The sequence below is a fragment of the Halomonas tibetensis genome, from assembly GCF_042643535.1.
GTDB lineage: Bacteria > Pseudomonadota > Gammaproteobacteria > Pseudomonadales > Halomonadaceae > Halomonas > Halomonas tibetensis.
The window spans coordinates 62,167-85,356 of record NZ_JBHRSQ010000018.1; the positions used below are offsets into that span (position 1 = coordinate 62,167).

The 23,190-nt window shown below is 67.2% G+C and carries 22 protein-coding genes; 12 read left to right on the forward strand and 10 right to left on the reverse strand.

Going from position 1 to position 23,190, the window contains the following annotated elements; genetic code table 11:
- Positions 1–69 precede the first annotated feature (69 nt).
- The 3 genes from ACFODV_RS13660 (at position 70) to ACFODV_RS13670 (ending at position 2,514) form a co-directional block, all read left to right on the forward strand.
- Positions 70–1,053 carry a hypothetical protein gene (locus tag ACFODV_RS13660; protein WP_379760348.1) on the forward strand — a complete coding sequence of 328 codons (984 nt, stop codon included), beginning with the start codon at positions 70–72 and terminating at the stop codon, positions 1,051–1,053.
- Between the two features lie 225 nt (positions 1,054–1,278).
- Positions 1,279–1,908: a hypothetical protein gene (locus ACFODV_RS13665; RefSeq protein ID WP_379760350.1), complete on the forward strand. Its 630-nt coding sequence runs from the start codon at positions 1,279–1,281 to the stop codon at positions 1,906–1,908.
- Between the two features lie 96 nt (positions 1,909–2,004).
- Entirely contained in the window at positions 2,005–2,514 is a 510-nt protein-coding gene (locus ACFODV_RS13670) for a hypothetical protein (RefSeq protein WP_379760352.1), read from the forward strand.
- Between the two features lie 51 nt (positions 2,515–2,565).
- Here the strand turns inward: ACFODV_RS13670 and ACFODV_RS13675 are convergent, their stop codons facing one another.
- The 5 genes from ACFODV_RS13675 to ACFODV_RS13695 form a co-directional block, all read right to left on the reverse strand.
- Entirely contained in the window at positions 2,566–3,327 is a 762-nt protein-coding gene (locus ACFODV_RS13675; protein WP_379760354.1) for an ABC transporter permease, read from the reverse strand.
- A complete protein-coding gene (locus tag ACFODV_RS13680; protein ID WP_379760356.1) occupies positions 3,324–4,265 on the reverse strand; it encodes an ABC transporter ATP-binding protein in 942 nt (313 codons plus the stop codon). The genes ACFODV_RS13675 and ACFODV_RS13680 overlap by 4 nt, the downstream gene beginning before the upstream one ends.
- Positions 4,258–4,464: a DUF6494 family protein gene (locus ACFODV_RS13685; RefSeq protein WP_379760358.1), complete on the reverse strand. Its 207-nt coding sequence runs from the start codon at positions 4,462–4,464 to the stop codon at positions 4,258–4,260. Before ACFODV_RS13685 ends, ACFODV_RS13680 begins: the two co-directional genes overlap by 8 nt.
- A gap of 148 nt (positions 4,465–4,612) precedes the next feature.
- Complete coding sequence (locus ACFODV_RS13690; RefSeq protein ID WP_379760360.1) at positions 4,613–4,891, reverse strand: peptidylprolyl isomerase; 279 nt, start codon at positions 4,889–4,891, stop codon at positions 4,613–4,615.
- A gap of 100 nt (positions 4,892–4,991) precedes the next feature.
- Positions 4,992–5,315: a hypothetical protein gene (locus ACFODV_RS13695; protein ID WP_379760362.1), complete on the reverse strand. Its 324-nt coding sequence runs from the start codon at positions 5,313–5,315 to the stop codon at positions 4,992–4,994.
- A gap of 156 nt (positions 5,316–5,471) precedes the next feature.
- Between ACFODV_RS13695 and ACFODV_RS13700 the strand changes: the two genes are divergently transcribed.
- Complete coding sequence (locus ACFODV_RS13700; protein WP_379760363.1) at positions 5,472–6,677, forward strand: methyltransferase; 1,206 nt, start codon at positions 5,472–5,474, stop codon at positions 6,675–6,677.
- Positions 6,678–6,724: 47 nt separating this feature from the next.
- On the opposite strand, the gene ACFODV_RS13705 is transcribed toward ACFODV_RS13700, so the two are convergent.
- Positions 6,725–7,843 (reverse strand): extracellular solute-binding protein, encoded by a 1,119-nt coding sequence (locus ACFODV_RS13705; protein WP_379760365.1) that lies wholly within the window; start codon positions 7,841–7,843, stop codon positions 6,725–6,727.
- Entirely contained in the window at positions 7,836–9,584 is a 1,749-nt protein-coding gene (locus ACFODV_RS13710; protein ID WP_379760367.1) for a chloride channel protein, read from the reverse strand. The genes ACFODV_RS13705 and ACFODV_RS13710 overlap by 8 nt, the downstream gene beginning before the upstream one ends.
- A 160-nt stretch (positions 9,585–9,744) precedes the next feature.
- On the opposite strand from ACFODV_RS13710, the gene ACFODV_RS13715 reads away from it, so the two are divergent.
- The 7 genes from ACFODV_RS13715 to ACFODV_RS13745 are packed head-to-tail and all read left to right on the forward strand — an operon-like array spanning position 9,745 to position 18,955.
- Complete coding sequence (locus ACFODV_RS13715) at positions 9,745–12,321, forward strand: ABC transporter substrate-binding protein (RefSeq protein WP_379760369.1); 2,577 nt, start codon at positions 9,745–9,747, stop codon at positions 12,319–12,321.
- Positions 12,318–13,442, forward strand: coding sequence for an ABC transporter permease (locus ACFODV_RS13720; protein WP_379760371.1), 1,125 nt, complete (start codon positions 12,318–12,320; stop codon positions 13,440–13,442). The genes ACFODV_RS13715 and ACFODV_RS13720 overlap by 4 nt, the downstream gene beginning before the upstream one ends.
- Positions 13,439–14,800, forward strand: a complete 1,362-nt coding sequence (locus ACFODV_RS13725) for an ABC transporter permease (RefSeq protein ID WP_379760373.1) — start codon at positions 13,439–13,441, stop codon at positions 14,798–14,800. Before ACFODV_RS13720 ends, ACFODV_RS13725 begins: the two co-directional genes overlap by 4 nt.
- Positions 14,800–15,801, forward strand: coding sequence for an ABC transporter ATP-binding protein (locus ACFODV_RS13730; RefSeq protein ID WP_379760375.1), 1,002 nt, complete (start codon positions 14,800–14,802; stop codon positions 15,799–15,801). Before ACFODV_RS13725 ends, ACFODV_RS13730 begins: the two co-directional genes overlap by 1 nt.
- Positions 15,794–16,870 (forward strand): ABC transporter ATP-binding protein, encoded by a 1,077-nt coding sequence (locus ACFODV_RS13735; RefSeq protein ID WP_379760377.1) that lies wholly within the window; start codon positions 15,794–15,796, stop codon positions 16,868–16,870. Before ACFODV_RS13730 ends, ACFODV_RS13735 begins: the two co-directional genes overlap by 8 nt.
- Positions 16,845–17,387 (forward strand): PH domain-containing protein, encoded by a 543-nt coding sequence (locus ACFODV_RS13740; protein WP_379760379.1) that lies wholly within the window; start codon positions 16,845–16,847, stop codon positions 17,385–17,387. The genes ACFODV_RS13735 and ACFODV_RS13740 overlap by 26 nt, the downstream gene beginning before the upstream one ends.
- On the forward strand, positions 17,384–18,955 hold the full coding sequence (locus ACFODV_RS13745; protein ID WP_379760381.1) for a PH domain-containing protein: 1,572 nt from the start codon (positions 17,384–17,386) through the stop codon (positions 18,953–18,955). Before ACFODV_RS13740 ends, ACFODV_RS13745 begins: the two co-directional genes overlap by 4 nt.
- Here the strand turns inward: ACFODV_RS13745 and ACFODV_RS13750 are convergent.
- The 3 genes from ACFODV_RS13750 to ACFODV_RS13760 all read right to left on the reverse strand — a co-directional run bounded on the left by ACFODV_RS13750 (position 18,900) and on the right by ACFODV_RS13760 (position 22,637).
- Positions 18,900–19,310, reverse strand: coding sequence for a glutaredoxin family protein (locus tag ACFODV_RS13750; RefSeq protein ID WP_379760383.1), 411 nt, complete (start codon positions 19,308–19,310; stop codon positions 18,900–18,902). The genes ACFODV_RS13745 and ACFODV_RS13750 overlap by 56 nt on opposite strands.
- A gap of 145 nt (positions 19,311–19,455) precedes the next feature.
- Positions 19,456–21,477 carry a M1 family metallopeptidase gene (locus ACFODV_RS13755; RefSeq protein ID WP_379760385.1) on the reverse strand — a complete coding sequence of 674 codons (2,022 nt, stop codon included), beginning with the start codon at positions 21,475–21,477 and terminating at the stop codon, positions 19,456–19,458.
- 5 nt (positions 21,478–21,482) lie between these two features.
- Complete coding sequence (locus tag ACFODV_RS13760; protein ID WP_379760387.1) at positions 21,483–22,637, reverse strand: ChaN family lipoprotein; 1,155 nt, start codon at positions 22,635–22,637, stop codon at positions 21,483–21,485.
- A 178-nt stretch (positions 22,638–22,815) separates the two neighbouring features.
- Between ACFODV_RS13760 and ACFODV_RS13765 the strand changes: the two genes are divergently transcribed.
- Positions 22,816–23,160: a hypothetical protein gene (locus tag ACFODV_RS13765; RefSeq protein WP_379760389.1), complete on the forward strand. Its 345-nt coding sequence runs from the start codon at positions 22,816–22,818 to the stop codon at positions 23,158–23,160.
- Positions 23,161–23,190: the final 30 nt, after the last annotated feature.

Below are 23,190 nucleotides of genomic sequence, written 5' to 3' on the forward strand. Positions count from 1 at the left end.
CTGGCTACCCTGATGAGCAGAATGGAAGTACCAGCAGGTGATAACCGCTACCGCTCAGCAGGGGGAACTATGTGGGATTTCAAGATCGGCCAGGCCTTGGGCCTGATGCTGAAGACAATGCCTTTCATCCTCTTTCGCCTGGCCGTCTATTTTGGCGTGGCGCTGGCCTATGTACTGATGACAGGGGCCGGCGCCGGGGTGGGCTGGGGTATCGGTGGCCTCGGTGACGAGGGCTTTCGCGCGGCGTCCACCTTCTGGGGCGGGGTCGTGGGTTTCGGCATCGTCGGTGCCGTGATGTATGTGATGCGCGAGTACCTGCTGTATATCGTCAAGGCGGGCCATATCGCCGTGCTGGTGGAACTGCTCGAGGGGCAGACCTTGCCCGAGGGGCGGGGTCAGATCGCCCATGCCAAGACGGTCGTCAAGGCGCGTTTCGGCCAGGCCAGCCTGCTGTTCGGTGTCGACCAGTTGATCAAGGGGGTGCTGCGCACCATCACCGGGCTGATGCGCGGTATCTTCGGGCTTTTGCCGATTCCCGGTGCGCGGCAGTTCATTCGCCTTCTCGAAGCCTTTCTGAAGATCGCGGTGGGGTTCATCGATGAGGTGATCCTGGCGTACTGCATTCGCACCCGCTCCGACAACGCCTGGGCCTCGTCCCGTGATGCCCTGGTGCTCTACGGCCAGAATGCCAAGCCGATGCTCAAGAACGCCGCCTGGCTGGCGCTGATCGTCTATGGCCTCTCGTTCCTGGTGTTCCTGATCATGCTGGCACCGGCAGCCGCGGTGGCCTATCTGATTCCCGGTGGCTGGTCCGCCACCGGAGTGATTGTGGCGCTGCTCTTCGCCTGGAGCGTCAAGGTGGCACTGCTTGAACCCTTCGCGATTACCTGTCTGATGCAAGCCTATTTCAAGACCATAGAGGGTCAGCGGCCTGACCCCGAATGGGAGGCCAAGCTCGACGGCATGTCCAAGAAGTTCCGCAAGCTCAAGCATCGGGCCACGGATTCGGCAGCGACTGGCAGCAATACGCACGGCACAGAAGTGACGCAGTGACCATGCATCTCGCTGGGCAAGGTGCTGTATAGGGAAGAGTCACATCGTGAAAGTTGACGCTGGTGGCTAACGGTGAGCGCTACGATGCAGAGTTCAGTATGACCGCAAGCGGTGAGGATGAGCTGGAGCTGGTGGGCGATCTGAGTTGGTTCGAACTGCAAGATGAGTGAGTCTATCGCCTGATAGATGGCTGATCGGGAATCCATGATAACGAGGAAGATGACAATGCAAAGCAAACATACCCTGGGTGTCGCCCTGCTGGGTGCCGTACTGACATTGCCGGTCACCGCTTCGGCGTTGGCCGACGAAGTTGTCGAGCAGATCGAACTGGGTCTGGAGCTATACCACGAAGCAGAATACGGTGCGGCCATTACCGAGCTGGAGTTCGCCATCAACGATATTCGCGAACGGATGTCGGGGCGTATCGCCGAGACGTTTCCCGAGGCGCCCGAGGGCTGGAGTGCCGGCACGGTGGAGTCCGGCGTCAGCGGTGGGGCGGCGATGTTCGGCGGGGGCGGCGGCAGCATGCTGGAGCGCGAATATCGCCAGGAGTCGGGAAATGGCAGGCTGACGGCGAAGCTGATGATCGACAACCCCATGGTTCAGGCGATGTCGGCGATGTTCAGCAATCCGGCGATAATCGCCGCCCAGCCCAATATGGAGCGCATCCGTATCGGCCGTGACTCCGCAATGCTCAAGTGGGAAGCCGAGCGTGGCAACGCCGAAGTTTCCTTCCTGATGGATGGCCGCATCCTGATGCAGATCAACGGGCAGGGGCTAGACTCCCAGGCGCCCGCCGTGGAACTTCTCAAGGCATGGGATCTGGATGCCGTACGCGAGCAGGCCGCTCGCTGATCGGGTTCCCCGGTTGCGATGGTCGGGGGTGTTTGACGCCCCAGGCTCGTGAGCCCGGGATGCGCCAAGGACGATAGCACGAAGAAGGAATGCATGATGAAACTAAAGAAGCCCCGTAATCTGATGATCGGTGCACTGATAGCGGCCGGTCTGGGACTATGCGCTGGCCAGGTCATGGCCAACGAGATCAGCGGTACCCTGGACGGCGAGCCGCACGAGTGGCATGTCCTCAGCGAAGGAGGCATGTCGACCGCCAATTTTTCCGAGTTCATGCCGGGCATGGTCATCGTAACAGTGCAGGGCCACCGCGAAGCGCGTTTCGAGACCCAAGGGACGCTCTCCATCGACTTCATGGTGATGCAGGGGACACCCAGTGAAGCCTCCGTGACCTATTTTCACGAGAGCGGCCTGACACCCCACTATGGCACCGAGGAGGAGGTGCCCATCGAGATCGAGGAGCTGGAGACCGACGGCGACAGCGGACGGGTCAAGGGGCGCGTGGCCACTTCGCTGGCCTATGTGGAGTCGATGATGGCGGGACATGACCATGACAATGTCATGGAGATCGACGTCACCTTCGATGTGGAACTGGTTCGGGAGGAGTAGCCGTCCGCCCTGGGCATTGCACGGGCCGCCGACGACGGTGGCCCGTGCGCGTCACGGCCTTAGGCGATACCCCGTGCGAAAGATTCGCTCCACCACCGCAATCGACACGGTCAGGAACAGCAGGATCATTCCCAGGCTCACCACCGGGCTGACGTCGCTGATGCCGTAGAAGCTCCAGCGGAAGCCGCTCACAAGGTAGACCACCGGGTTGATCAGAGTCACTGCCTGCCAGAAGGGCGGCAGCATGTCGATGGAGTAGAAGGTGCCGCCGAGGAAGGTCAGCGGGGTGATCACCAGCAGCGGCACCAGCTGCAGCTTTTCGAAGCCGTCGGCCCAGATGCCGATGATGAAGCCGAGTAGGCTGAAGGTCACTGCAGTGAGCAGCAGGAACAGGACCATCATCAGCGGATGTTCGATGGAGTAGGGCACGAACAGCCGGGCGGTGGCCAGCACGATCAGCCCCAGAATGATCGACTTGGTGGCGGCTGCTCCCACGTAGCCGATCACGATCTCCCAGTAGGAGATGGGCGCCGAGAGTATCTCGTAGATCGAGCCCGAGAAGCGTGGGAAGAAGATGCCGAAGGAGGCGTTGGAAACGCTCTGGGTCAGCAGCATCAGCATGATTAGCCCGGGTACGATGAAGGCGCCGTAGCTTACGCCGTTCACCTCGCTGATTCGCGTGCCGATGGCCGCGCCGAATACCACAAAGTAGAGCGAGGTGGAGATCACCGGTGAAACGATGCTTTGCAGCACGGTACGCAGGCTGCGGGCCATCTCGGCGAGGTAGAGAGTCTTCACGGACTGCAGGTTCATGTCGTTTCCTTGACCAGACTGACGAATATCTCCTCGAGGGAACTCTGCCGGGTGTGCAGGTCCTTGAAGCCGATGCCGGCATCCTCCAGGTCGGCGAGGAGCTCGGCGATGCCGGCCTGGTCCTCGCCCGGTACGTTGGCGTCGTAGGAGTAGACCAGCGAATGGCCTTCCTCGGTCAGAACCAGTCCATGGCGGGAGAGAGCGTCAGGCAGCGTTGCCAAGGGTTCGCGCAGATGCAGCGTCAATTCCTTGCTGCCGAGCTTGCGCATCAGGGCCTGCTTCTCCTCCACCAGGACCAGCTCGCCGCGGCGGATTACCCCGATGCGATCGGCCATCTCCTCGGCCTCCTCGATATAGTGGGTGGTGAGAATGATGGTCACCCCGCTGTTGCGCAACTGCCTCACTACCTCCCACATGTCGCGGCGCAGCTCCACGTCGACCCCTGCAGTGGGCTCATCGAGGAACAGGATCTCCGGCTCGTGGGCCAGCGCCTTGGCGATCAGCACGCGACGCTTCATGCCGCCGGAGAGGGTGATCAGGCGGTTGTTGCGTTTCTCCCACAGCGACAGCGAACGCAGCACCTTCTCGATATGGGCGGGATCCTTGGCCTTGCCGAACAGCCCGCGGCTGAAGCTGACCGTGTCCCACACGGTGGTGAAGGCCTCGTTGGTGAGCTCCTGAGGGACCAGGCCGATCCGCTCGCGGGCGGCGCGAAATTCCCGCACGTTGTCGTGGCCGTCCACGAGCACCCGCCCCGACGTGGCGTTGACCAGGCCACAGATCACGCTGATCAGCGTGGTCTTGCCCGCGCCGTTGGGGCCCAGCAAGGCGAAGATCTCACCGTGGTGGATCTCGAGGCTGATCTCCTTGAGCGCTTCGAAGCCGCCGGCATAGGACTTCGAGAGACACTCGATGGCAATGACCGGGGCATTACTCAAGGTTGATGTCTCCGTCGAAGTCGAGGGCCAGGCTGAGACCGTCCACCTCTACGGTGATCCGGGCCGGCAGCCGTTCGTCACCTTTGAGATATCCCTCGCTCAAGCCCAGCTTCACCGCCTTCTCGATCTCCTGCTGGGTGGTAACACCTACGGTCTTCAACAGTTTGCGGATGCTCGTCTGAAAGGCTTCGTCGTTCATTGTGTCCGTCTCCCGAGATGATAGAGGGTACTTTCCATCCTAACGCGACTCGCCGAATGATACAGGGGGTGTGGGATTTACCGTATATGTACAAGAAAAAAGCCGCCCAGGAGGTATCCTGTGCGGCTTTAACCAGCGGGGCAGTCAATCAGCTGCGGCTGGTGATCTCGAGCAGGTGGTAGCCGAACTGGGTCTTGACCGGACCGTGGACCTTGTTCAAGTCGCCGGAGAAGACCACCTCATCGAACTCACGAACCATCTGGCCCGGGCCGAAGCTGCCCAGGTCGCCGCCCTGGCGGCTGGAGGGACAGCTGGAGTCCTCGCGGGCCACCTCGGCGAAGTCGCGGCCGCCCTCGATCTCGGCCTTGAGGGCCTCACACTTCTCCTTGCTGTCTACCAGAATATGACGCGCGGTTGCCTTGGCCATGTAAGTCTCCTGAACGTTGGCTCTCTGGTGCCAGCGGGGCTGCCGGCAGTGAAGGGCGAGGATAGCATGCTCATGCTCGAGGGGCAGGCCGGAACAAGGTTCATCCACCCAGCCCGATGCTGAGCCTCAGGGCCTGCAGCCCGTCCAGTTCCAGGCGGACCTCATCGGAGAAGACCGGATGGCCGATCACGCGGATATCCAGCGTGGCCTCGGCGCCGCGATAGCGAATGTTGACAGCGATGTCAGCCTCCTGACTCACCGGAGCGAGGAGCCCATAGTCGATGCTTTCCACCTCGACGGCCGTCAGTCCGCGGGCCTCCAGCGCTTCCTCGATGGCCTGCTGTGCGGCATGGCCATAGTAAAAGTAGACCCCGCCGTAGAGCAGGCCGGCCAGTACAGCAAGAGTGAAGACGAAACGACCCATGGCATTCTCCCTGTGGGCAACATTGGCGTTGTGGTGCCGGGTTATATCACACCGGCTCGAACGGCGTCGCTTGGCGCGCTGGCGCCGCCCGCCGTGTCACAATGACGGCGAGCGGACTCACCCCGAGCTATCGAGAACTTCATTGCCACCTGATCGATGACCCACGCCGAGCGTTTCACCCATCTTGCCGAACGGCTGGCCGAATGGCAGCCGCTGTGGCACTGCCTGCCCTTCCAGCACCCGCGGCTGCCCTGGCACCGCCGCTGGCCGGGCCTTGCCGAGGCGCTGCTGGCGCTTCCCGACTCGGCGATGTCGCGCCTGCAGGAAGATCCCTTCACCGATTCCCCCCTGGGCGCCTGGCTGCCCGTGGAGGAACTGGCTCGGCTGGTGGCCCTGCCGGCACTGGCGGAACAGGGTGAGGCCCTTCCGGAGGCCTGGGGAGCGGATGTCGGCGAGCGTAAATGGCGCCAGGTCCAGGCCTTTCTGCCTCAGGTCGAGGTCGCGAGGGACGAGACGCTAGTGGAGTGGTGTGCCGGCAAGGGACACCTGTCCCGGGCGCTGTCATGCCACCATGCCCTGGAGGTGACCGCCCTGGAGTGGCAACCGTCGCTTTGCGTGGCGGGTCAGGCGCTGGCCAAGCGACAGGGCGCGCGGGTAACGCTGCACGAGCAGGACGTGATGGCCGAGGACGCCGGTCGCTGGCTGGATGAGGGAACCGGGGTGGCGGCGCTGCACGCCTGCGGTGACCTGCACCGCCGGCTGCTTTCGCTTGCCGTGGAGGCAGGCAGCGCCGTGACCCTGGCACCCTGCTGCTACCAGCGCACAGCGGACGACACTTACCAGCCACTGTCACGTCTTGGCGCCGAGCTGATGACCGCCCACGGCCTCGCGCTTGCCCGCGACGATCTGGCCCTTGCCGTGCAGGAAACGGTCACGGCCCCCCGGGGCGTGCAGCGTCACCGGCAGCGGGCAGGCGCCTGGCGACTCGGCTTCGATCGTCTGCAGCGCCAGGTGCGCGGCGTCGACGCCTACCTGCCGGTGCCGAGTCTCGCCTACGGACAGATGCCGGAAACCTTCGAGGGATTCTGCCACTGGGCGGCGCAGCGGAAGGGCATTGCGCTGCCGGCGGATGTCGACTGGCGCGGCCTCGAGGCGGCCGGCTGGGAGCGCCAAGCCCAGGTGTCCCGTCTGGAGTTGGCCCGCCACCTGTTTCGCCGTCCCCTGGAGGTGTGGCTGGCGCTGGATCGCACGGCCTTCCTGGAAGAGGCCGGCTACTCAGTGGCACTCGGCACCTTCTGCAACCGAGCGCTAACTCCCCGCAACCTGGTGCTGAAGGCTCGGCGCCGCTCGACGAACCCTTGACGTCGAGGGTCATGCCAGCTGTGTTCGCCCAGTCGCCATGGAACGCGTCAGGGCGGCGGGCAAGATTCGTTGACGGAGATGAGGCAGCCCTGGCGGGCCAGCCAGGTCTCGAATTCGTCGTCCAGCAGTGACCGAGTGCGAGCGTACCAGTCCTCATCCTTGACGATGGCACCGGCGGCATTCAGCGGATGGGTTGGAATGTGCAGGCGCATGTCTCGGTCGCTGTCCGGGTGGGTAGTGACCTGGAGGGTGGCCGATCGGCGCGCCGGACCATAGGGAATGCGCCTGGCCAGGGCGGCGAGGCGCTCGGTGGCCGTAGCGAAACGGATGAAGTCGCGGGCTACCTCGGGATGGGGTGCGCCGCGGGGTATCACCCAGGTCTCGTGCTCCTGAACCTGAGCGTCCCAGAGGATCTCGATGGGAGCGCCTTGATTGACCGCGGCATCGAAAAAGCGGCCGTTGTAGCCCGAGGCCATCACCACCTCGCCCTCGACAAGCAGGCGCGGTGACTCGTCGCCGGCCTCCCACCAACGCGTCTCCTCGAGCTCACCGAGCCGTTCCAGGGCCAGCCGCAGGCCCCTTGGGGTGCTGAGCAGCCGGTAGAGCTCTTCGCGTGGGACGCCGTAGGAGAGCAGGGCCCACTCCAGGTTGACCGCCGGGGTGCGCTGCAGGGCCCTGGGCCCCGGGAAGCGCTGCTGATCGAAGAGGTCGTCGATGCGGGTGGGGCGTCGCCCCGGGAAGGCATCGGGTCGATAGGCCACCACGGTGGCAAAGAGCGAGTGGGTGAGCGCGCAGTCGCCGATGGCTCCAGGCAGGAAATCCCGATCTGCTGGGGTACCGTCGGGCGCCGGGGTGGGCAGGTCGCGTGGTAACGGCTGCAACAGTCCCTCCTGACAGGCGGCCATGGCCTGGCTGCGGGTCATGTCGATGACATCCCAGGGCGTTTCGCCGGCGGTCTCGGCACGACGCAGCTCCTCGAGGCCGCCGTCGTATTGATGGACTTCTACCCCCAGGCCAGTCTGCTCGGTGAAGGGGATAAACAAGGCGTCGCGCTGGGCGCGTTCATAGGCGCCTCCCCAGCTGAGCACTCGCAGCGGGTCGGCGAGGGCAACCGTTCCCCAAGCGGTCAGTCCCAGCAGCAGGGCGGCAATCAGGCCCCTAGCCATGGCCGTGCTCCTCCCGACGCAGGGCGTCGCTCTGGTTGAGGTAGGCGTGAGCGATATGCACCTCGTAAACCACGCCCCGGAAGACACCCTCGTCCACTACCGCCAGGGCCTCGCCGGTCACTTCCTCGAGCATTGCCATGGCTTCCCAGAGGGTGGAGCCGGGGCACAGAGCGGGGCGATGCGTATCGACGCAGGCGCTGGTCCGCCGCCGCGAATCTGCCTCCTCTCGGGCCGCTTCCAATTCGGCCAGCGTCACGCAGCCGTGATAGCGCCCCCGTCTGTCCACCAGATAGGCCTCGCTGTGGCGCTCCCGGGCCAGAGTGGTGATGGCCTCGTCCAGAGGGGCATCGGGGGCGAGGGTAACGCAGTCCTGGGTCATGTAGTCGATCACCGGCGTATCCATCAGCAGGGCCCGACCGCGCCCCGAAGAGAGATCCAGGCCACGGCCATGCAGCTGAATATCGAATAGCGAACGGCCGAACAGCTGGGCGGCGATGGGGCTGGCCAGGGTCACGCTGGCCAGGGCAGCGGTGGTCAGGGTGTAGTTGCCGGTCAGCTCGAAGACGATCAGCAGGCTGGTCAGGGGTGCGCCGATCACCGGGGCAGTAACTGCCACCATGCCGCAGACCGCATAGAAGATGAAGGTATCCTGGGGGGCGCCGCTGATGCTGGCCACCAGGGTACCGCAGAGCGCCCCGAAGAGGGTGCCGATCACCAGGGCAGGGCTCAACACGCCACCGCTGAAGCCCATGCCCAGGCAGAGGGCGGTGGCTGCCAACTTGAGGATCAGCACCAGCAGCAGTTCGCCGCCGTCGAAGGCGCCGGCGATGGTGGCGAAGCGCAGGGTCTCCTGGCCCATGCCCAGGATATCAGGCACCCAGAGTGCCAGGATGCCGAGCATGGCGCCTGCCAGGGCGGGGCGCAGCTCCGGGCGCAGGGGCAGGCGATCGGCCAGGCGGCCGACACCCAGGATGGCGTGAATATAGGCGCCGGCGACCAGAGCGCCGAGCCCGCCGATGGCGACGAAGAGACCGAACTCCCAGGCCCTTGGCACCGCGGTGTCGGCGACGTGGAAGAGCGCACCCTGAGCCAGTACCTGAGTGGCGATCACATGGCCGACGAGGGCGGCGGCCGCGATGGGCGCGAAGGCACGCAGCGCGTAATGGCGCAGTATTACCTCATGGGCGAAGATAATGCCCGCCAGCGGGGCATTGAAGGCGGTAGCAATGGCCGCGGCAACGCCGCAGGCGATGGTGATATTGTCCTCCGAGCGGCCCAGCCGCATCAGCCGCGCGCCCAGCGAACCCAGGGTGGCCCCCAGGTGAACCAGCGGGCCATACTGGCCTACCGAAGCCCCGGCGCCCAGCGAGATCAGGGCGCTCAGCGCGGTGATCCCTCCGGCTCGGGCCGGCAGCCGGCCGCGCCGGGTCTGCACGGCGGCGATGGCATCGGCGGGGGTGTGGGGGCGGCGTTCGGGAATCCGGCGGTGCAGATGGCCGACGATCAGACCGCCCAGGGTTGGCACGGCGATCGTGGTCAGCACCAGCAGTTCGTGATGGGGAAGCATCATCCTGCTGCGTGGAGAGATCAGCAGGATCTCGTTGAGCCACAGCACGCCACGGACAAAGCCGGCCGCCACCATCGCGGCTACCCCGCCGATCGCCGCGCCCAGCAGCACCAGCCCGAGAAAACGAAGCACCGGCAGGGGGCCGCGACCGGGGAGTGTCGGATCGGTAGTCATGTATCAAGGTGTAGGCCTCCATGGCGGTCGGGTCCACTATTGCCGACCCTCGACTCGGTGGGGCAGCGTTGAAATCCTGCACCCGCCGCGCCTGTCCTTCAGCGGCAGGGCTCGGTCACAGTAGGAGGCCTTGAGCCTTGTCGGAAGCCGAGATGACACCATGAGAGGCGTAGGACTGGGCATCAGCGCGTTGGTGCTGGTCGCCGCCGTGACCGTGGCGCTGTGGCCATTGAAGGATGGGCCAATGCGTGAACGCGCGACCCGCGAATCGCCGCTGTTGAACGTCGAACGTGAGGCCCTGGCCCAACGCGGCGGGGCTCTGCTTGACGAGATCGTCTTCCTGCGTGAGACCGACCTGGGTCGCGTCACCGGCCTGATCGAGTCCGGCAGCCACCAGCTCTTCAGCCAGGGCATCTCCAGCCCCACGGTGGTCAACCGGCTGCGCGACTCCGTCTACGCCGACGTTGATTTGGCCTACGGCACCTCGAGCGAGCTGACCCTCAATCCGGCCGGGCCGGAACTCGCTGACGGCAACCTCAACCCCTTTGCCTTGCCGAAGATCCGTGAGGCGCTCAACTGGTTGATCGACCGTCGCCATGTGGCCGAGGAGCTCTACGGAGGCCTGGCCGTGCCTCGCACCCTGCCACTCTCCACCGCCTTTCCCGACTATGCGCGCCTCGCCGTGGTGGCTCGAGAGCTGGAGCTGCGCTACGCCCACGACCCAGTTCGTGCCCGCGCGGCGATCGACGACGGCATGCACGAACTCGGCGCGAGTCGTGAGGAGGGGCGCTGGACCTGGCGCGGTGAACCGGTGCGCCTGCGTTTGCTGATCCGCACCGAGGACGAGCGCCGCCGGGTGGGAGATTACCTGGCCAACCTGCTTCATGATGAAGGCTTCGAGGTGGAGCGACGTTACCGCACCGCCGAGGAGGCCTCGCGATTGTGGATCGCCACGGACCCTGCCGCGGGCCACTGGCATCTCTACACCGGCGCCTGGATTTCGATCGTGATCCAGCGCGACCAGGCCGATAACTTCAGCTTCTACTACACGCCCCGCGGGCGTGCCGAGCCGCTGTGGCAGGCCTACCGACCGACGCCCGAGTTCGATGCGCTCGCCGAGCGGCTGTCGCGGCGCGACTACCGGGACTGGGAGGAGCGCCAGGAAATGATGGCTCAGGCCCTCGAACTTGCCCTGGAAGACGCCTCAAGGGTGTGGCTGGTGGATCAGCTCAACGCCTCGGCGCGGGCCGCCAACGTCGAAGTGGCCGCGGACCTCGCCGGCGGGGTCTCCGGCTCGGCGCTATGGCCCTACACCCTGCGCTACACCGACCGTCTCGGCGGGCGCATGGTGGTGGGGTTGCCTGGCCTGTTGGGCGAGCCCTGGAACCCGGTGGCCGGCAGCAACTGGGCCTTCGACCGCATGATCACCCGCGCCACCCAGGATCCGGTGGTGCTGCCCGACCCCTACACCGGGCTCTATCATCCGCAGCGCATCACCCGCGCCGAGGTGGCGGTGGAGCAGGGCGTCCCGGTGGAGCACACCCTGGAGTGGCTGAAGGTGACCCGCGAGGCGCGCATCGCGGTGCCCGATGCAGCCTGGGTCGACTGGGACGCCCAGCAGGGGCGCTTCATTACCGTGGGTGAGGCTCATCCCGAAGGGCTCGAGGCGCGAACCCGGGTGCGGGTTCACTACGATGCGGATCTTTTCGAGCGTCAGTGGCACGATGGCTCGACGCTCTCGCCCGCCGACATCGTGCTCCCCTGGATTCTCGACTTCGAGCGCGCAAGCGAAGCGAGCCCGCTCTTCGACCCCGCCCACCTGGCCACCTTCGAGGCCTTTCGAAGCCACTTCCGCGGCTGGCGGATCGTCTCCATTGACCCCCTGGTGATCGAGATCTACAGCGACCAGATCTTCCCCGACGCCGAGAGTATCGTCGCCGCCCGGGCGCCGAGCCCGCTGCCGTGGCACGTGCTGATGCTGGGCATTCTCGGCGAGCGCCGTGGCGAGCTGGCGTTCTCCTCCAACAAGGCCGACCGCCAGCGGGTGGACTGGCTGAGCCTGGTGGCCGGCCCCAGCCTGCCGGCGCTGGCGCGGCTGCTGGAGCAGGCCAGGGCGACAAGCGAGCTGCCCTACCAGCTGGCCCTGGGCGAGTGGCTGACGCCGGGGGAGCGCGAGCGGCGCTTCGAGGCCCTGGCCGCCTGGCACGAAGCCTTCGGCCACTTCTGGGTGGGCAGCGGCCCCTACCGGCTGCACTCGGTGCATCCCGTGGAGGGCAGCGTGGTGCTGCGCCGCTTCGAGGGCTTCCGCGACCCGGCGGACCGCTGGCTTGGTCTGAGCACGGCGCCCATCCCGGAGCTGGTACTGGATGGCCCCCTGGTGGTCGCGGCAGGCGATGATCCCGGCGCGGGCGCCCTGGCCGCGGGAGGCGCCGAGGGGCGCGAGGCCGCAGCGTTTCGCCTCAGCGTTACCGTCGAGGGCGAGCCCTATCCGGAGGAGGCGATCCATGAGGTGAACTATCTGCTGTTCGACGGGCAGGGGGCGCTGGCACAGCGCGGCGATGCCTCGTCGCTGGGCGACGGCGAGTGGCGGGTGCTGCTGGACGCCGAGACCCTGGCGGCCCTGGGCAGTGGCGCCAACAGCCTGGAGCTGGCGGTGACCAGCAAATGGGTCGCCTTGCCGGCCTTCGCCTCCCATGTGTTTGCCACCGTGCCGGGCAACGAGGAGGACCCCCGATGACCCCGGAGATCTTGACAGAATCGCGCCCGTCGCTGCGTCGTGCTCGACTGCGCGACCTGCGCCACCTGCTGTTCTTCGCCATCAGGCGCCTGGTGGCGCTGCTGGCCACGGTGCTGGTCGGGGTCTACCTGACCATCGTGGTGGCCAACATGGGGGGGCAGGTGGACGAGCTGCGCCTGGTGCAGATCAGAAGCGAGGTGGTCGAGACGGTGCGTGCCGACCCGGCCTTCTTCGACATGCCCGGCGAGGAGCGCAACGCCCTGGTGGCGAGCCAGGTGGCCCTGGAGGTGGAACGGCTGCGCCTCGACCAGCCCTTCGTGCTGCGCAGCCTCGACTACCTGCAGCGTGCCATGAGCCTCGACCTGGGCCGCGCCGAGCAGATGCACAGCGATCGCGGCTCCCGGGAGGTGCGCGACATCATCACCGAGCGTCTCCCGGCGACCCTGCTGCTGTTTGGCACCGCCAACCTGCTGGTGTTCTTCACCGCGGTGTTCGCCGCCCTGCGCCTGTCGCGGCATTACGGCAGCGCCCTGGACCGCACGATGATTGCCCTGGCGCCGAGTTCCGCCGCGCCGGGCTGGTTCTATGGCATCTTCTTGATCCTGCTGCTGGCCTTCCTCTTCCCGCTGCTTCCTGCCGGGGGCATGGTCACCGCGCCGCCTCCGGAGAACCGTCTGGCGTATGCCGCCAGCCTCATCCGTCACATGCTGCTGCCGGTGGCGGCCATGTTCTTCTCCTCGATCTTCGTCTCCATCTACTCCTGGCGGACCTTCTTCCTGATTCACTCCAGCGAGGACTATGTGGAGATGGCGCGCGCCAAGGGGCTGCCGTCCCACCGCATCGAGCGGCGCTACATCCTGCGCCCGGCGCTGTCGCCGATCATCACCAGCTTTCTGCTGATGCTGATCGGCCTGTGGAGCGGGGCGATCATCCTCGAGCAGGTGTTCAACTGGCCGGGTCTCGGCTCGCTGCTTTTCCAGGCCATCGGCCACCGTGATACCCCGGTGATCATCGGTGGGGTGGTGATCTTCGCCTACCTGCTGGCGGCGACCGTGTTTGCGCTGGATATCCTCTATGCGCTGCTCGACCCGCGGGTGCGGATCCAGGGAGGTCGCCGATGAGTGCCGTGACGGAGCCCAGGGCCTGGCGTGAGCTGGCCCGCTACCCCTCGGCCCTGGTGGGGATGATGATCATCCTGCTGCTCAGCGGCGTGGCCATCACCACCCTGGTGGCGATTCCCTACGGCGAGGCCCTTGAGCGCTGGCGGGGTGGCGAGATGTGGCAGCGTTACCCGGTCAACGCGTCCCCGGCCTGGGTCGATCGCCTGAGCGGTGGCAATGCTGCCCGCACCCTGGTGGTGGCCAGCCGCGATGCCGAGATCGAGGAGGCCCCTTTCCCGGGCGGACGGCGGCTGCGGATCCCGCTGGAATTTGACTACGCCTACGGTGGCTTCCCCAGCGAGATCAACCTCTTCCTGACCGCTGAGGGGCATGCCCGCACGCCCTTTGTCAGGCTGCTGTGGCAGGCACCGGGCGGACGCGAGATCGCCCTGGGCGGCTACCGCATCGGCCCTCAGGAGCGGATCTCGCTTTCCCAAGACCGCGGCCTGGAGCGGCGACTGGGCGGGCTGGCGCCCCATATCGGCCTGCTGGCCGACCACAACGGCCAAGGCGAGCAGGCCGCCACGCCGGCCGCGCCCGAGGTGCTGGAGGGAACCTATCGGCTGCTTCTCGACGCCGTACTGTTCGACGAGCAGGCCGGCCTCGAGGCCGAACTGGTGCTCTACGGGCGGGTCCATGGTGTCGCCGGCACCGACCATCAGCGCCGCGATCTCAGCCTGGCGCTGCTCTGGGGCACGCCGGTGGCGCTGGCCTTCGGGCTGATCGCCGCCGTGGGCACCACCCTCACCACCCTGGTGATCGCCGCCGTCGGGGTCTGGTACCGCGGCTGGGTGGACGCGGTGATCCAGCGCCTCACCGAGGTCAATATGATCCTGCCGGTGCTGCCGATACTGGTGATGGTGGGCACCCTCTACTCCACCAGCATCTGGCTGATGCTCGGCGTGGTGGTGCTGCTGGGTATCTTCAGCGCCGGCATCAAGACCTACCGCGCCATGCTGATGCCGATCCGCGAGGCGCCCTACATCGAGGCGGCGCTCGCCTACGGGGCTTCGGACCTGCGCATCGTCTGGCGCTACATGCTGCCGCGCATCCTGCCGGTGCTGATTCCCACCTTCGTGACCCTGATCCCCACCTTTGTCTTTCTGGAGGCGTCGCTGGCGGTGCTGGGGCTCGGGGACCCCGAGCTGCCCACCTGGGGCAAGGTGCTCAACGACGCCCAGTCCCAGAGCGCGCTCTATAACGGCTACGTCTACTGGGTAGTAGCCCCGGCGATCCTGCTGATGCTCACCGGCCTGGGCTTCGCCATGCTCGGCTTTGCCCTGGACCGGGTCTTCAATCCGCGACTGAGGAGTCTGTGATGGCGGACACCCTGCTCAAAGTCGAGGATCTGGCGCTCCATTACCGCACCCGCGGCGGCGCGGTGCGCGCCGTGGATGGGGTGAGCTTCGACGTGAAGCGCGGGGAGGCGCTGGTGATCCTCGGCGAGTCGGGCTGCGGCAAGAGCTCGCTGGCTCGGGCGCTGATGCGGCTGCTGCCGCGCAACCTGGCCCACCACGGCGGTCGAGTCAGCCTGGGCGATACCCCAATCAGCGAGCTCTCCGACGAACGCTTTCGCCGCGAGGTGCAGTGGTCGCGCATGGCGCTGGTGATGCAGGCCTCCATGAACGCCTTGAACCCGGTGGTCAAGGTGGGCGAGCAGGTCGCCGAGCCGCTGCGCGAACTGAAGCGCTGGCCCAGGCGCCGAGCGCTCGAGCGCGCGGCCGAGGTGTTCCAGCGAGTGGGGCTGCCGCTGGACTTCATGGCCCGCTACCCCTTCGAGCTCTCCGGCGGCATGCGCCAGCGGGCGGTACTGGCCATGGCGCTGGTGGCGGAGCCGGAGCTGGTGATCCTGGACGAGCCCACCTCGGCGCTGGACGTGCTGACCCAGGCGGCGATCATGAACGTCCTGAAAGAGCTGAAACGCGACCTCGGCACCAGCTTTATCCTGATCACCCACGACGTGGCCACCTCCAGCGAGCTGGCCGACCGGGTGGCGCTGATGTATGCCGGCGAGCTGGTGGAGGCCTGCAGCGCGGCGCGCTTCTTCGGCGAGCCGGCCCATCCCTATTCACGCCTGCTGATGAAGAGCGTGCCGCGGCTCCATGAGCGTGAGCGGCCCCGGGCCATTCTCGGCCAGCCGCCGAGCCTGCTCGATCCGCCCACGGGCTGTCGTTTCGCCGCGCGCTGTCCCGAGCGCTTCGCCCGCTGCGGCGAGTCGCCGCCGGCCTTCGCCCTCGGGATAGGCGAGGGGGCAGGCGAAAGCCGCCATCGGGTGCGCTGCTGGCGGTATGAGCCGAACGGGGGAGGTGGACATGGCTGATACGCCGCTGGTGGAGGCCAATGGCCTGCACACCTGGTTCGAACTGCGCCAGTGGGGCTTCCTGAGGGTGGGAGCGGTGCGCGCCGTGGATGACGTGAGTTTTACCCTGGCCCGCGGCGAGGCGGTGGCGTTTGTCGGCGAGAGCGGCTGCGGCAAGAGCTCTCTGGTGCGCACCCTGCTGGGCCTGCATCGCCCGACCCTGGGCGAGGTGCGTTTCGAAGGCGTGTCGCTTGCCGGCCTGAAGGGCGCTGCGCTCAAGGCCTACCGGGCTCGGGTGGGCTACGTGCAGCAGGACCCCTTCGGTGCGCTGCCGCCCTTCCTGGACGTGCGCCGGATCCTGGCCGAGCCGCTCAAGGTGCACGGTGTCAAGGATCGCGCCGAGCGCGAGCGGCGCATTCGCGCGGCCCTGGAGGAGGTGCGGCTGACCCCGGTGGAAGAGGTTCTGGGCAAGTTTCCCCACATGCTCAGCGGCGGCCAGCAGCAGCGAGTGGTGATCGCCCGGGCGTTGATTCTCGAACCGGCGCTGGTGATCGCCGACGAGCCGGTGTCGATGCTCGATGCCTCGGTGCGGGTGGAGATCCTCGAGCTGCTGCGCAACATCCAGCACCGGCGGGGGCTGACACTGGCCTTCGTTACCCACGATCTGGCCACGGTGCGTCATTACGCCGAGCGCATCTTCGTGCTATATGCCGGAAAGGTGGTGGAGAGCGCCCCGGTGGAGGACCTCCTCGATGCGCCCCAGCATCCCTACACCCGGGCGCTGCTGGCCGCGCTTTCCGACCCGGATGCTGCCAATGCCACCCGCCTGCGCGAGGTGCCAGGCGGCGAGCCGCCGAGCCTGATCGACCCGCCCGCCGGCTGCCGCTTCCACCCGCGCTGTTCCCGGGCCATGGAAGGACTCTGCGACCGGGAATTGCCTCCGGACTTCACTCCGCGCCCCGGCCACAGCGTCGCCTGCTGGTTGCATGAACCACTGTCGGATGACTCGGGGCACCCCATGACACTAGACGGCCGGCGAACGGCAGGCAGGGGAGAATCCGACCATGGAGTTCCGCAATCAGGTCATTGATCCGGAGGCGTTGCCGACCCTCGCCTCGGTGCCAATGATATCGGTATCGCCGCGCCTGGCGCCCTGTCAGGCCATCCTGCAGTGGGCGCGCTGGCTGGTGGTGACAGCGGTGGTGTTGCACCTCCCGGTTCGCGACGAGGCCCTGGCCCACTGGCAGCCCTGGCTTGCCGCCGCGACGGGCGGGCTGGGCCTCATCGCCGTGGCGCTGGGGTGGGTCGAGGCGCGCCGCCGGGCCTACGGGCTGCGCGAGCATGATTTGATCTATCGCCGTGGCCTGCTGGTTCGCCGCACCCAGGTGCTTCCCCTGGTGCGCCTGCAGCACGTGGAGACCCTCAGCAACCCCGTGGAACGCGCCTTCGGGCTGGTGCGGCTGGCCTGCTTCACCGCCGGTGGGCGCGGCGCTGACCTCGTGCTGGAAGGGCTGCCGGCGCAGCGTGCCGAGGCGGTCAAGCAGCATCTGCTGGCACGTCTAGGGGGTGTGCCAACGGCGCCGCCCCGGGGAGAGGAGACACTGTGAGCCAGAAGGACGCGTCGTCAGCGCCCGGCCGGCTCGCGCTGGCCGACTGGCAGCGGCTCTCTCCCTGGGCGGTGGGCCTGATGCTGGTCACGGCCAGCCTCTCCCTGGTGCGCCAGCATCTGCCGCTGCTGCTCGGGGCGGGGGCCGGGCTTGCGCTGGTCGAGGGCGTCGGATGGCGTGAAGTTGGTGGGGTTGCCGCGCTGCTGTTGCTGCTGGGGGGACTGCTGAGCCTGCTCTATTATCGACGCTTCCGCTTTCGACTCGACGGGGACGTGCTGGTTATCCAGAAGGGGCTCTTCGAACATCGCGAGTTCAAGGTGTCGGCTCGCCATGTTCAGCATATTGCCGTGCACCAGCCGCTTTATTTGCGCCCCTTCGACGTGGTGCAGTGGCAGGTCGAGACGCTGGCCGGCGAAGCCTCGCGCATCGCGCTGCCGGGCATCCGCCGCGAGCTGGCGGATGCCCTCGGGGAAACCCTTCAGGGTGCGGACGACACGGACGTGCCGTCCGAGGAGCCCGCCGGGGAGCCCGACGCGCCGTCTCAGCCCGGGTCGCGAGTGCGCTATGCCCTTACGCCCCGGGGGTTGGTGCTGCATGGCCTGACCAGCCGTTCGATCTATGTGATCGCCGCCATGCTCTCGCCGCTGCTGCAGCCCCTCGAAGGCTGGCTGCATCATCGGCTGCCGCAGCTTGACCTGCTCGCCTGGCTACCCGACTCGCCGCTGGTGGCCGTGGGCCTTGGCATGGGTGTCGTGGTGCTGGTGTTGACAGCGTTGTCCGTGCTGGCGGCCTGGTGGCGCTTCCACGGCTATGTGCTGCGCGACGAGGGCGAGCGGCAGGTTCAGGTCAGCGGCCTCTTTCATCGCCACGAGCAGGTTCTGTCGCTATCGCGCCTGCAGGTCGTCGAGTGGGGTCAAACCGGCCTGGGCCGCGTGCTGGGGCGGGGGTATCTGGTCTGTCACCAGTTCGGGGCACTGGGCGGTGCCGCCGCCGAGTCGCGGCGGTTCCTGGTGCCGGGGGTGACCCTGGCCGAGGGCGAGGCGCTGATCGAGAGCCTGTGGCCAGGATCTGGCACGCTGCCGCCATTGAATCGGGTGAGTCGCATCTACCGGCGAGTGCTCTGGCTGCGCTCCCTGCTCGGGCTGAGCACGGGGGTGGCGCTGCTGGTCTGGCTGGCGGGGCCGATGCTGCTGTCTCCCTGGGCCTGGGGACTGGTGGCGGCTGGCCTGGCGGGGTTGGTGGCAGGAGCGGCTCAGCTGCGCTGGCAAGCGTTGGGCTGGGCACAGCAGGGGGAGACCCTCCATGTGCGACAGGGACTGTGGGGTCAGCGCACCAGCGTCTTTCCCCTGTCGCATGTGATTTCATTGCGCCTCTGCCAGAGCTGGCTCCAGCGCCGCCGAGGAGTCGCCACCCTGCAACTCCAGGTGGCCAATGGCCGACTGACGCTGCCGTTTCTCGATGAGCCCCTGGCGAGGGCGCTGGCCGACCGCCTGCTGGCCAGCGTGGAGAGTGTTACTGAGCATTCTCCTGAGCCTGGGCGCCGAAGCGCTTGTGCAGCCAGGCGTTGATGGCGTCGGATTCGTAAAGCCACTCCACGCCGCCGTCGTCGTGGGCGATACGCAGGCAGGGCACCTTGACTCGGCCGCCGCCCTCGGCCAGCGCCTGGCGGTGCTCCGGATGGAGCTGGGCGTCGCGGACCTCAATGGACAGGCCCAGCCGGGCGATCTCCTTGCGCACCTTGACGCAAAAGGGACAGGTACGGAACTGGTAGAGGGCGAGGTTCTTGCAGGCGTCGTCGACCTCGGCCTGTTCCTCGGCGCTGCGCTCGACGGACTGGGGCGTGGAGAGCTTCTCGGCGATCAGTACCACCGGCGCCAGCACCAGTCGCAGACCACGGAAAAAGTAGCGGATAAGAATTCGCATCGTGTTGGTTGACCTCGAACAGAATGGTGAAGGGAACGGCGCCCATGATGCCTGCCCGGGCGAAGACTGGCCATCCCCGGTGCAGGAGCTTCCCATCGGCTTGTTCCCGGCGCCCCTCACCCAGCGTCGGCCAGCATCCCGCTGCTTAGTCGGTGAACTCGATGCGCAGCGGATTCGACGCCACTGGCCAGATGCCTGCGTCACGGGTCTCGCCATCCCCGCCCAGCACCAGATGGCTGCGCTGGCCGTGGTGGCGCAGCCGCGAGGCGAGCATCGCCAGCGCTTCGGAGTCGTCGCCGCTGAGGAGGCCAGTGGGCGCTGCGGGGTGCATCCAGAATCGCGCCCGGCCTTCCCGCTCCAGCGCTTCCCGGGGCGATGGCGGGGCGGCGAGGCCCTGGTTCTGCCGCCATTCGATGACCTCTTCGGTGCTGCCGATCACCAGATGGGGAGTGTCGTCCTGCCATCTGGCACCGGCGGGAAGTGCCCCCAGCGGGCGACCCAGGGCCCTTCCCGCCAGCTCTTCCAGCGCCTTTGTGCGGCTCGGCGTCAGGGTCACGAGATGCGTCTTCGGGTCGAGGAGCAGTCGGCGAAAGAGGCTGGGCAGCCCACCAGGGTGGCGCAGCAGATGGGCGTCGGGATCCACCTCCAGTGCCAGCGGTTTTCCCGACAGCGGCAGGGCGAAGGGCTGACGCCGGCTGTCCATTCGCTGGACCCGCGTTACCGGTCCGTCTTCCGTTTCCACCACAAGAGGCACGTCCAGGGGCCAGGGGGCGTGCTCGCCGCGCTGGATCAGCACGCCGTGCAGCCAGCCACCGCCTGGGCCAGGCGCGAACCGGACCTCGTCGAGGACGAGGTAGGGGCGTCCGGGGCGGTCGCGCCAGGCGCTGAAGAATTGGGAGAGGTCTTCGCCGGCCGCGTCGCTGAAGGCGGCCTCGAGTGCCTGCCAGTCAGCGGTGCGGTGCATCCAGCGCTTGGCGAAGTCGCCCAGGGCGGCGTCGAAGGAAGCGTCGCCCATTCGCTGGCGAAGCATATGGAAGACCAGAGCGCCATGCTGATAGCCGATCAGGCGGCCGGCCGGGTCGGGGCCGCCGCGGAAATCGCGCAGGGTCGGTTCGCGCGACGCGGGCAGTGAGGCCAGGTCGAGCAGCCAGCCGCGTCGCAGATCGGCATCCTCGTCGCGGGTCTCGGCCACGGCGTGGTCGGCCAGGTAGGTGGTCAGCGCCTCCGCCCAGTTACCGCTCGGGTAGTCGACCTGGACCCCGGCACCCCACCAGGCGTGCATGATCTCGTGGGGCAGGGACGTGTCCGGGATAAAGGGCAGGGGAATCACGCGTTCACCAAGCAGGGTGAAACCGGGAAAGGCCAGCCCCACCGGCGACGGAGAGGCGACGATGCTGAAACTCTCGAAGGGGAAACGCCCCAGCCTGGCCTGGAAGGCGGACAGATGCTGCGCCGCCCGCTCCAGGTAAATCTCGCCGAAGGCGGCGTCGAGCCCCCCGGGAAAGAGCACCCTGAGCCGCACGCCGTCCACGTCGCGCTCTCGCAGCGCCCAGGGGCCGGCGGCGATCTCCACCTCGCGGGTTCGAGGGTGGTAAAAGCGGGTCAACCGGCTGGCCGATCTATCCTTCGCCTCGGTGGTCGGCTCGGTGGTCTGCTCGGTGCTTTCTGCGGGCGTCTCCGCGATCAGGGAGCCGCTGCCCACCGCCCGCTGGCCTGCCGGGGTGTGCACCGCCAGCCACAGTGGACCGGCGCCTTCCACCAGATGGGGGTACCAGCCGCCGCGGGTGGGCAGGAAGGTACCGGCCTCGGCGATGGCGTGGCGTGCCCCGCGTTCCGGTGATTCGAGCCTGCCCTGCCAGCGCAGGGTGATTGTCTGCGCCGGACAGGCCGGCACCAACCATCGCCCCTCAGGGTCCCGGTCGAGCGTCAGCGCCTGCCCGCCGCAGCGGGCGTCGCTGATTGCCAGCCCCTCAAGCAGGGTGAAGCGCCCGCCCTCGGGCAGCGGCTGTACCAGTTCGCCGGCAAGGCTTCGCTCGGCGGGGTCTAGGTGCAACGTCAGATGGCGCTCGGCGCCTGATGCTTCCCCCCAGGCAGGGCCGACCAGCAGCGCGGCAAGCAGGGCCCAGGGCAGAGACGCCCAGCCATGAGGTAGTCGCAGCATCGCCATGGCGTTCAGCGGGCCTCGTCGCGCAGCGGGAAGCGGGCCAGCAGCTCCTCGGTGGCACCGTTGCGTAACACGGCGAGGGGCAGCAGGGTGCCCGGGGTTTGGCGTCGTATCAGGTCGGTCAGCTCGCCGGGGTTGCGCACGGGCCGACCAGCGGCCTCGACAATCAGGTCGCCTTCGACGAGGCCCAGTGCCTCGGCCAGGCTCTGCTCACTCACCCCGTTTACCCGCACTCCGTCTTCGTGAGCGGCAATCAGGATGCCCAGGCGCTGGGGCTCGGGCGGCTCGAAGCCGGCCTCGTCGCCCAGGGTAAAGAGCGCATCGGCCAGACCCGCCGGCGGGATGCAGTCGGGATCGCGGTCCCAGGCCATCAGGCCGGCAGCCGTATCGATGCCCAGGTCGGCGAGCTGATGGGTCACACCGTGCCCGTAGCTGACGTGTCCCTGGCCCATCAGTCCCACCACCAGCGCTGCTTCTTCAGTGGCCTCCGCCAGGCCCTGTGCCATGGCGCGGTCCCATACCAGCTGGGCGTCGATGAAGCGCTCTAAACCCGCCTCGTACTCGCCCTCGCTGGGGTGATTGGCATAGATCGCAGCCAGCGTCTCGCGATAGCTCATCGAGGCCGGCGCCGGCGGGGTGATGCCGTGGCGCTCCACCGCGGGGACTGCCCCCCAGCCCTCGGCGGCGAGCCGCTGTCGCAGCGCTGGAGTGACGTTGATGGCCATAAGCGGAATTCGCTGCATGCGCGCGAAGTGCAGGATCGGCAGGTAGGCGTCGGGATCGTAGCCCCAGGCGCCCAGCCAGTCGCTTTCGGCCAGGAAGTCGGCCTCGTTGAGCTCGCCGGCCACCCAGGCGTCCAGCGCCGGCTGTGCCTCCCGAGGCAGCATCTCCAGGCCGATCGCCATGTCTGGCTGGTGCGCGTGAAGGCCGGCCAGGGTGTGCAACTGCCAGCGATGGTGGGCCAGGCGCTCATGGAGCTCGCCGAGCAGCACCACGCGGCGGTCGGCCAGTTCGGCCATCAGCGCGGCGTTGCCCACGACCTTACCCTCGCGCTGCCACTGGCCGGGGGCGGGACAGTCGTTGGCCTGGGAGATGGCGGGCAAGCCGGTCACAGCCAGGATGAGCAGAGGAGCGACGAGGGGGCGAAAGCGGCGGCGCGGCATGGGATCTCCTGGCGGGCGAGTCGATGGTCGTTATGTCGCCACCATAGCGCAGTCGTTATCGCGTCAGAAAAAAGAAGGAATCAACGGGTGGCCCCGTAAGACGGATGCACATAGCAGGGAAGTCGATACACTTTACGGACAGGCAACGGATCAAACGGGCGCCGGCGGAGGGTGGCACATGACATTCAGACAAAGCACAGCGGCTGCAATGCTGGCTTTTGCCCTGGCGGGCTGCGGTGGCGACCCGCGCACCAGCGAGGTGACGCTGGCGGTGCTGGCTGGAAATGCCGAGTCCCACGATGGCAGTCGCGTGGCCACCGAAGGCGTGGTGCGCCATTTTGACGATCCGCGGCACTACTGGATCGAGGACAAAGACCTCAATCGAGTCGAGCTCTTCCCCCACGAGACGATTGCCCCGTACCTGGGTGAGAGGGTGCGGGTGGAAGGCCAGTTCGCTTTCTCCCGGGAAGAGGGGCGCCGCCTTACGCTCGACAGCGTCGACGTGCTGGACAACCGAGATTAGCCCCGCGAGCCGGCTTTTGGGAGGCCTGGA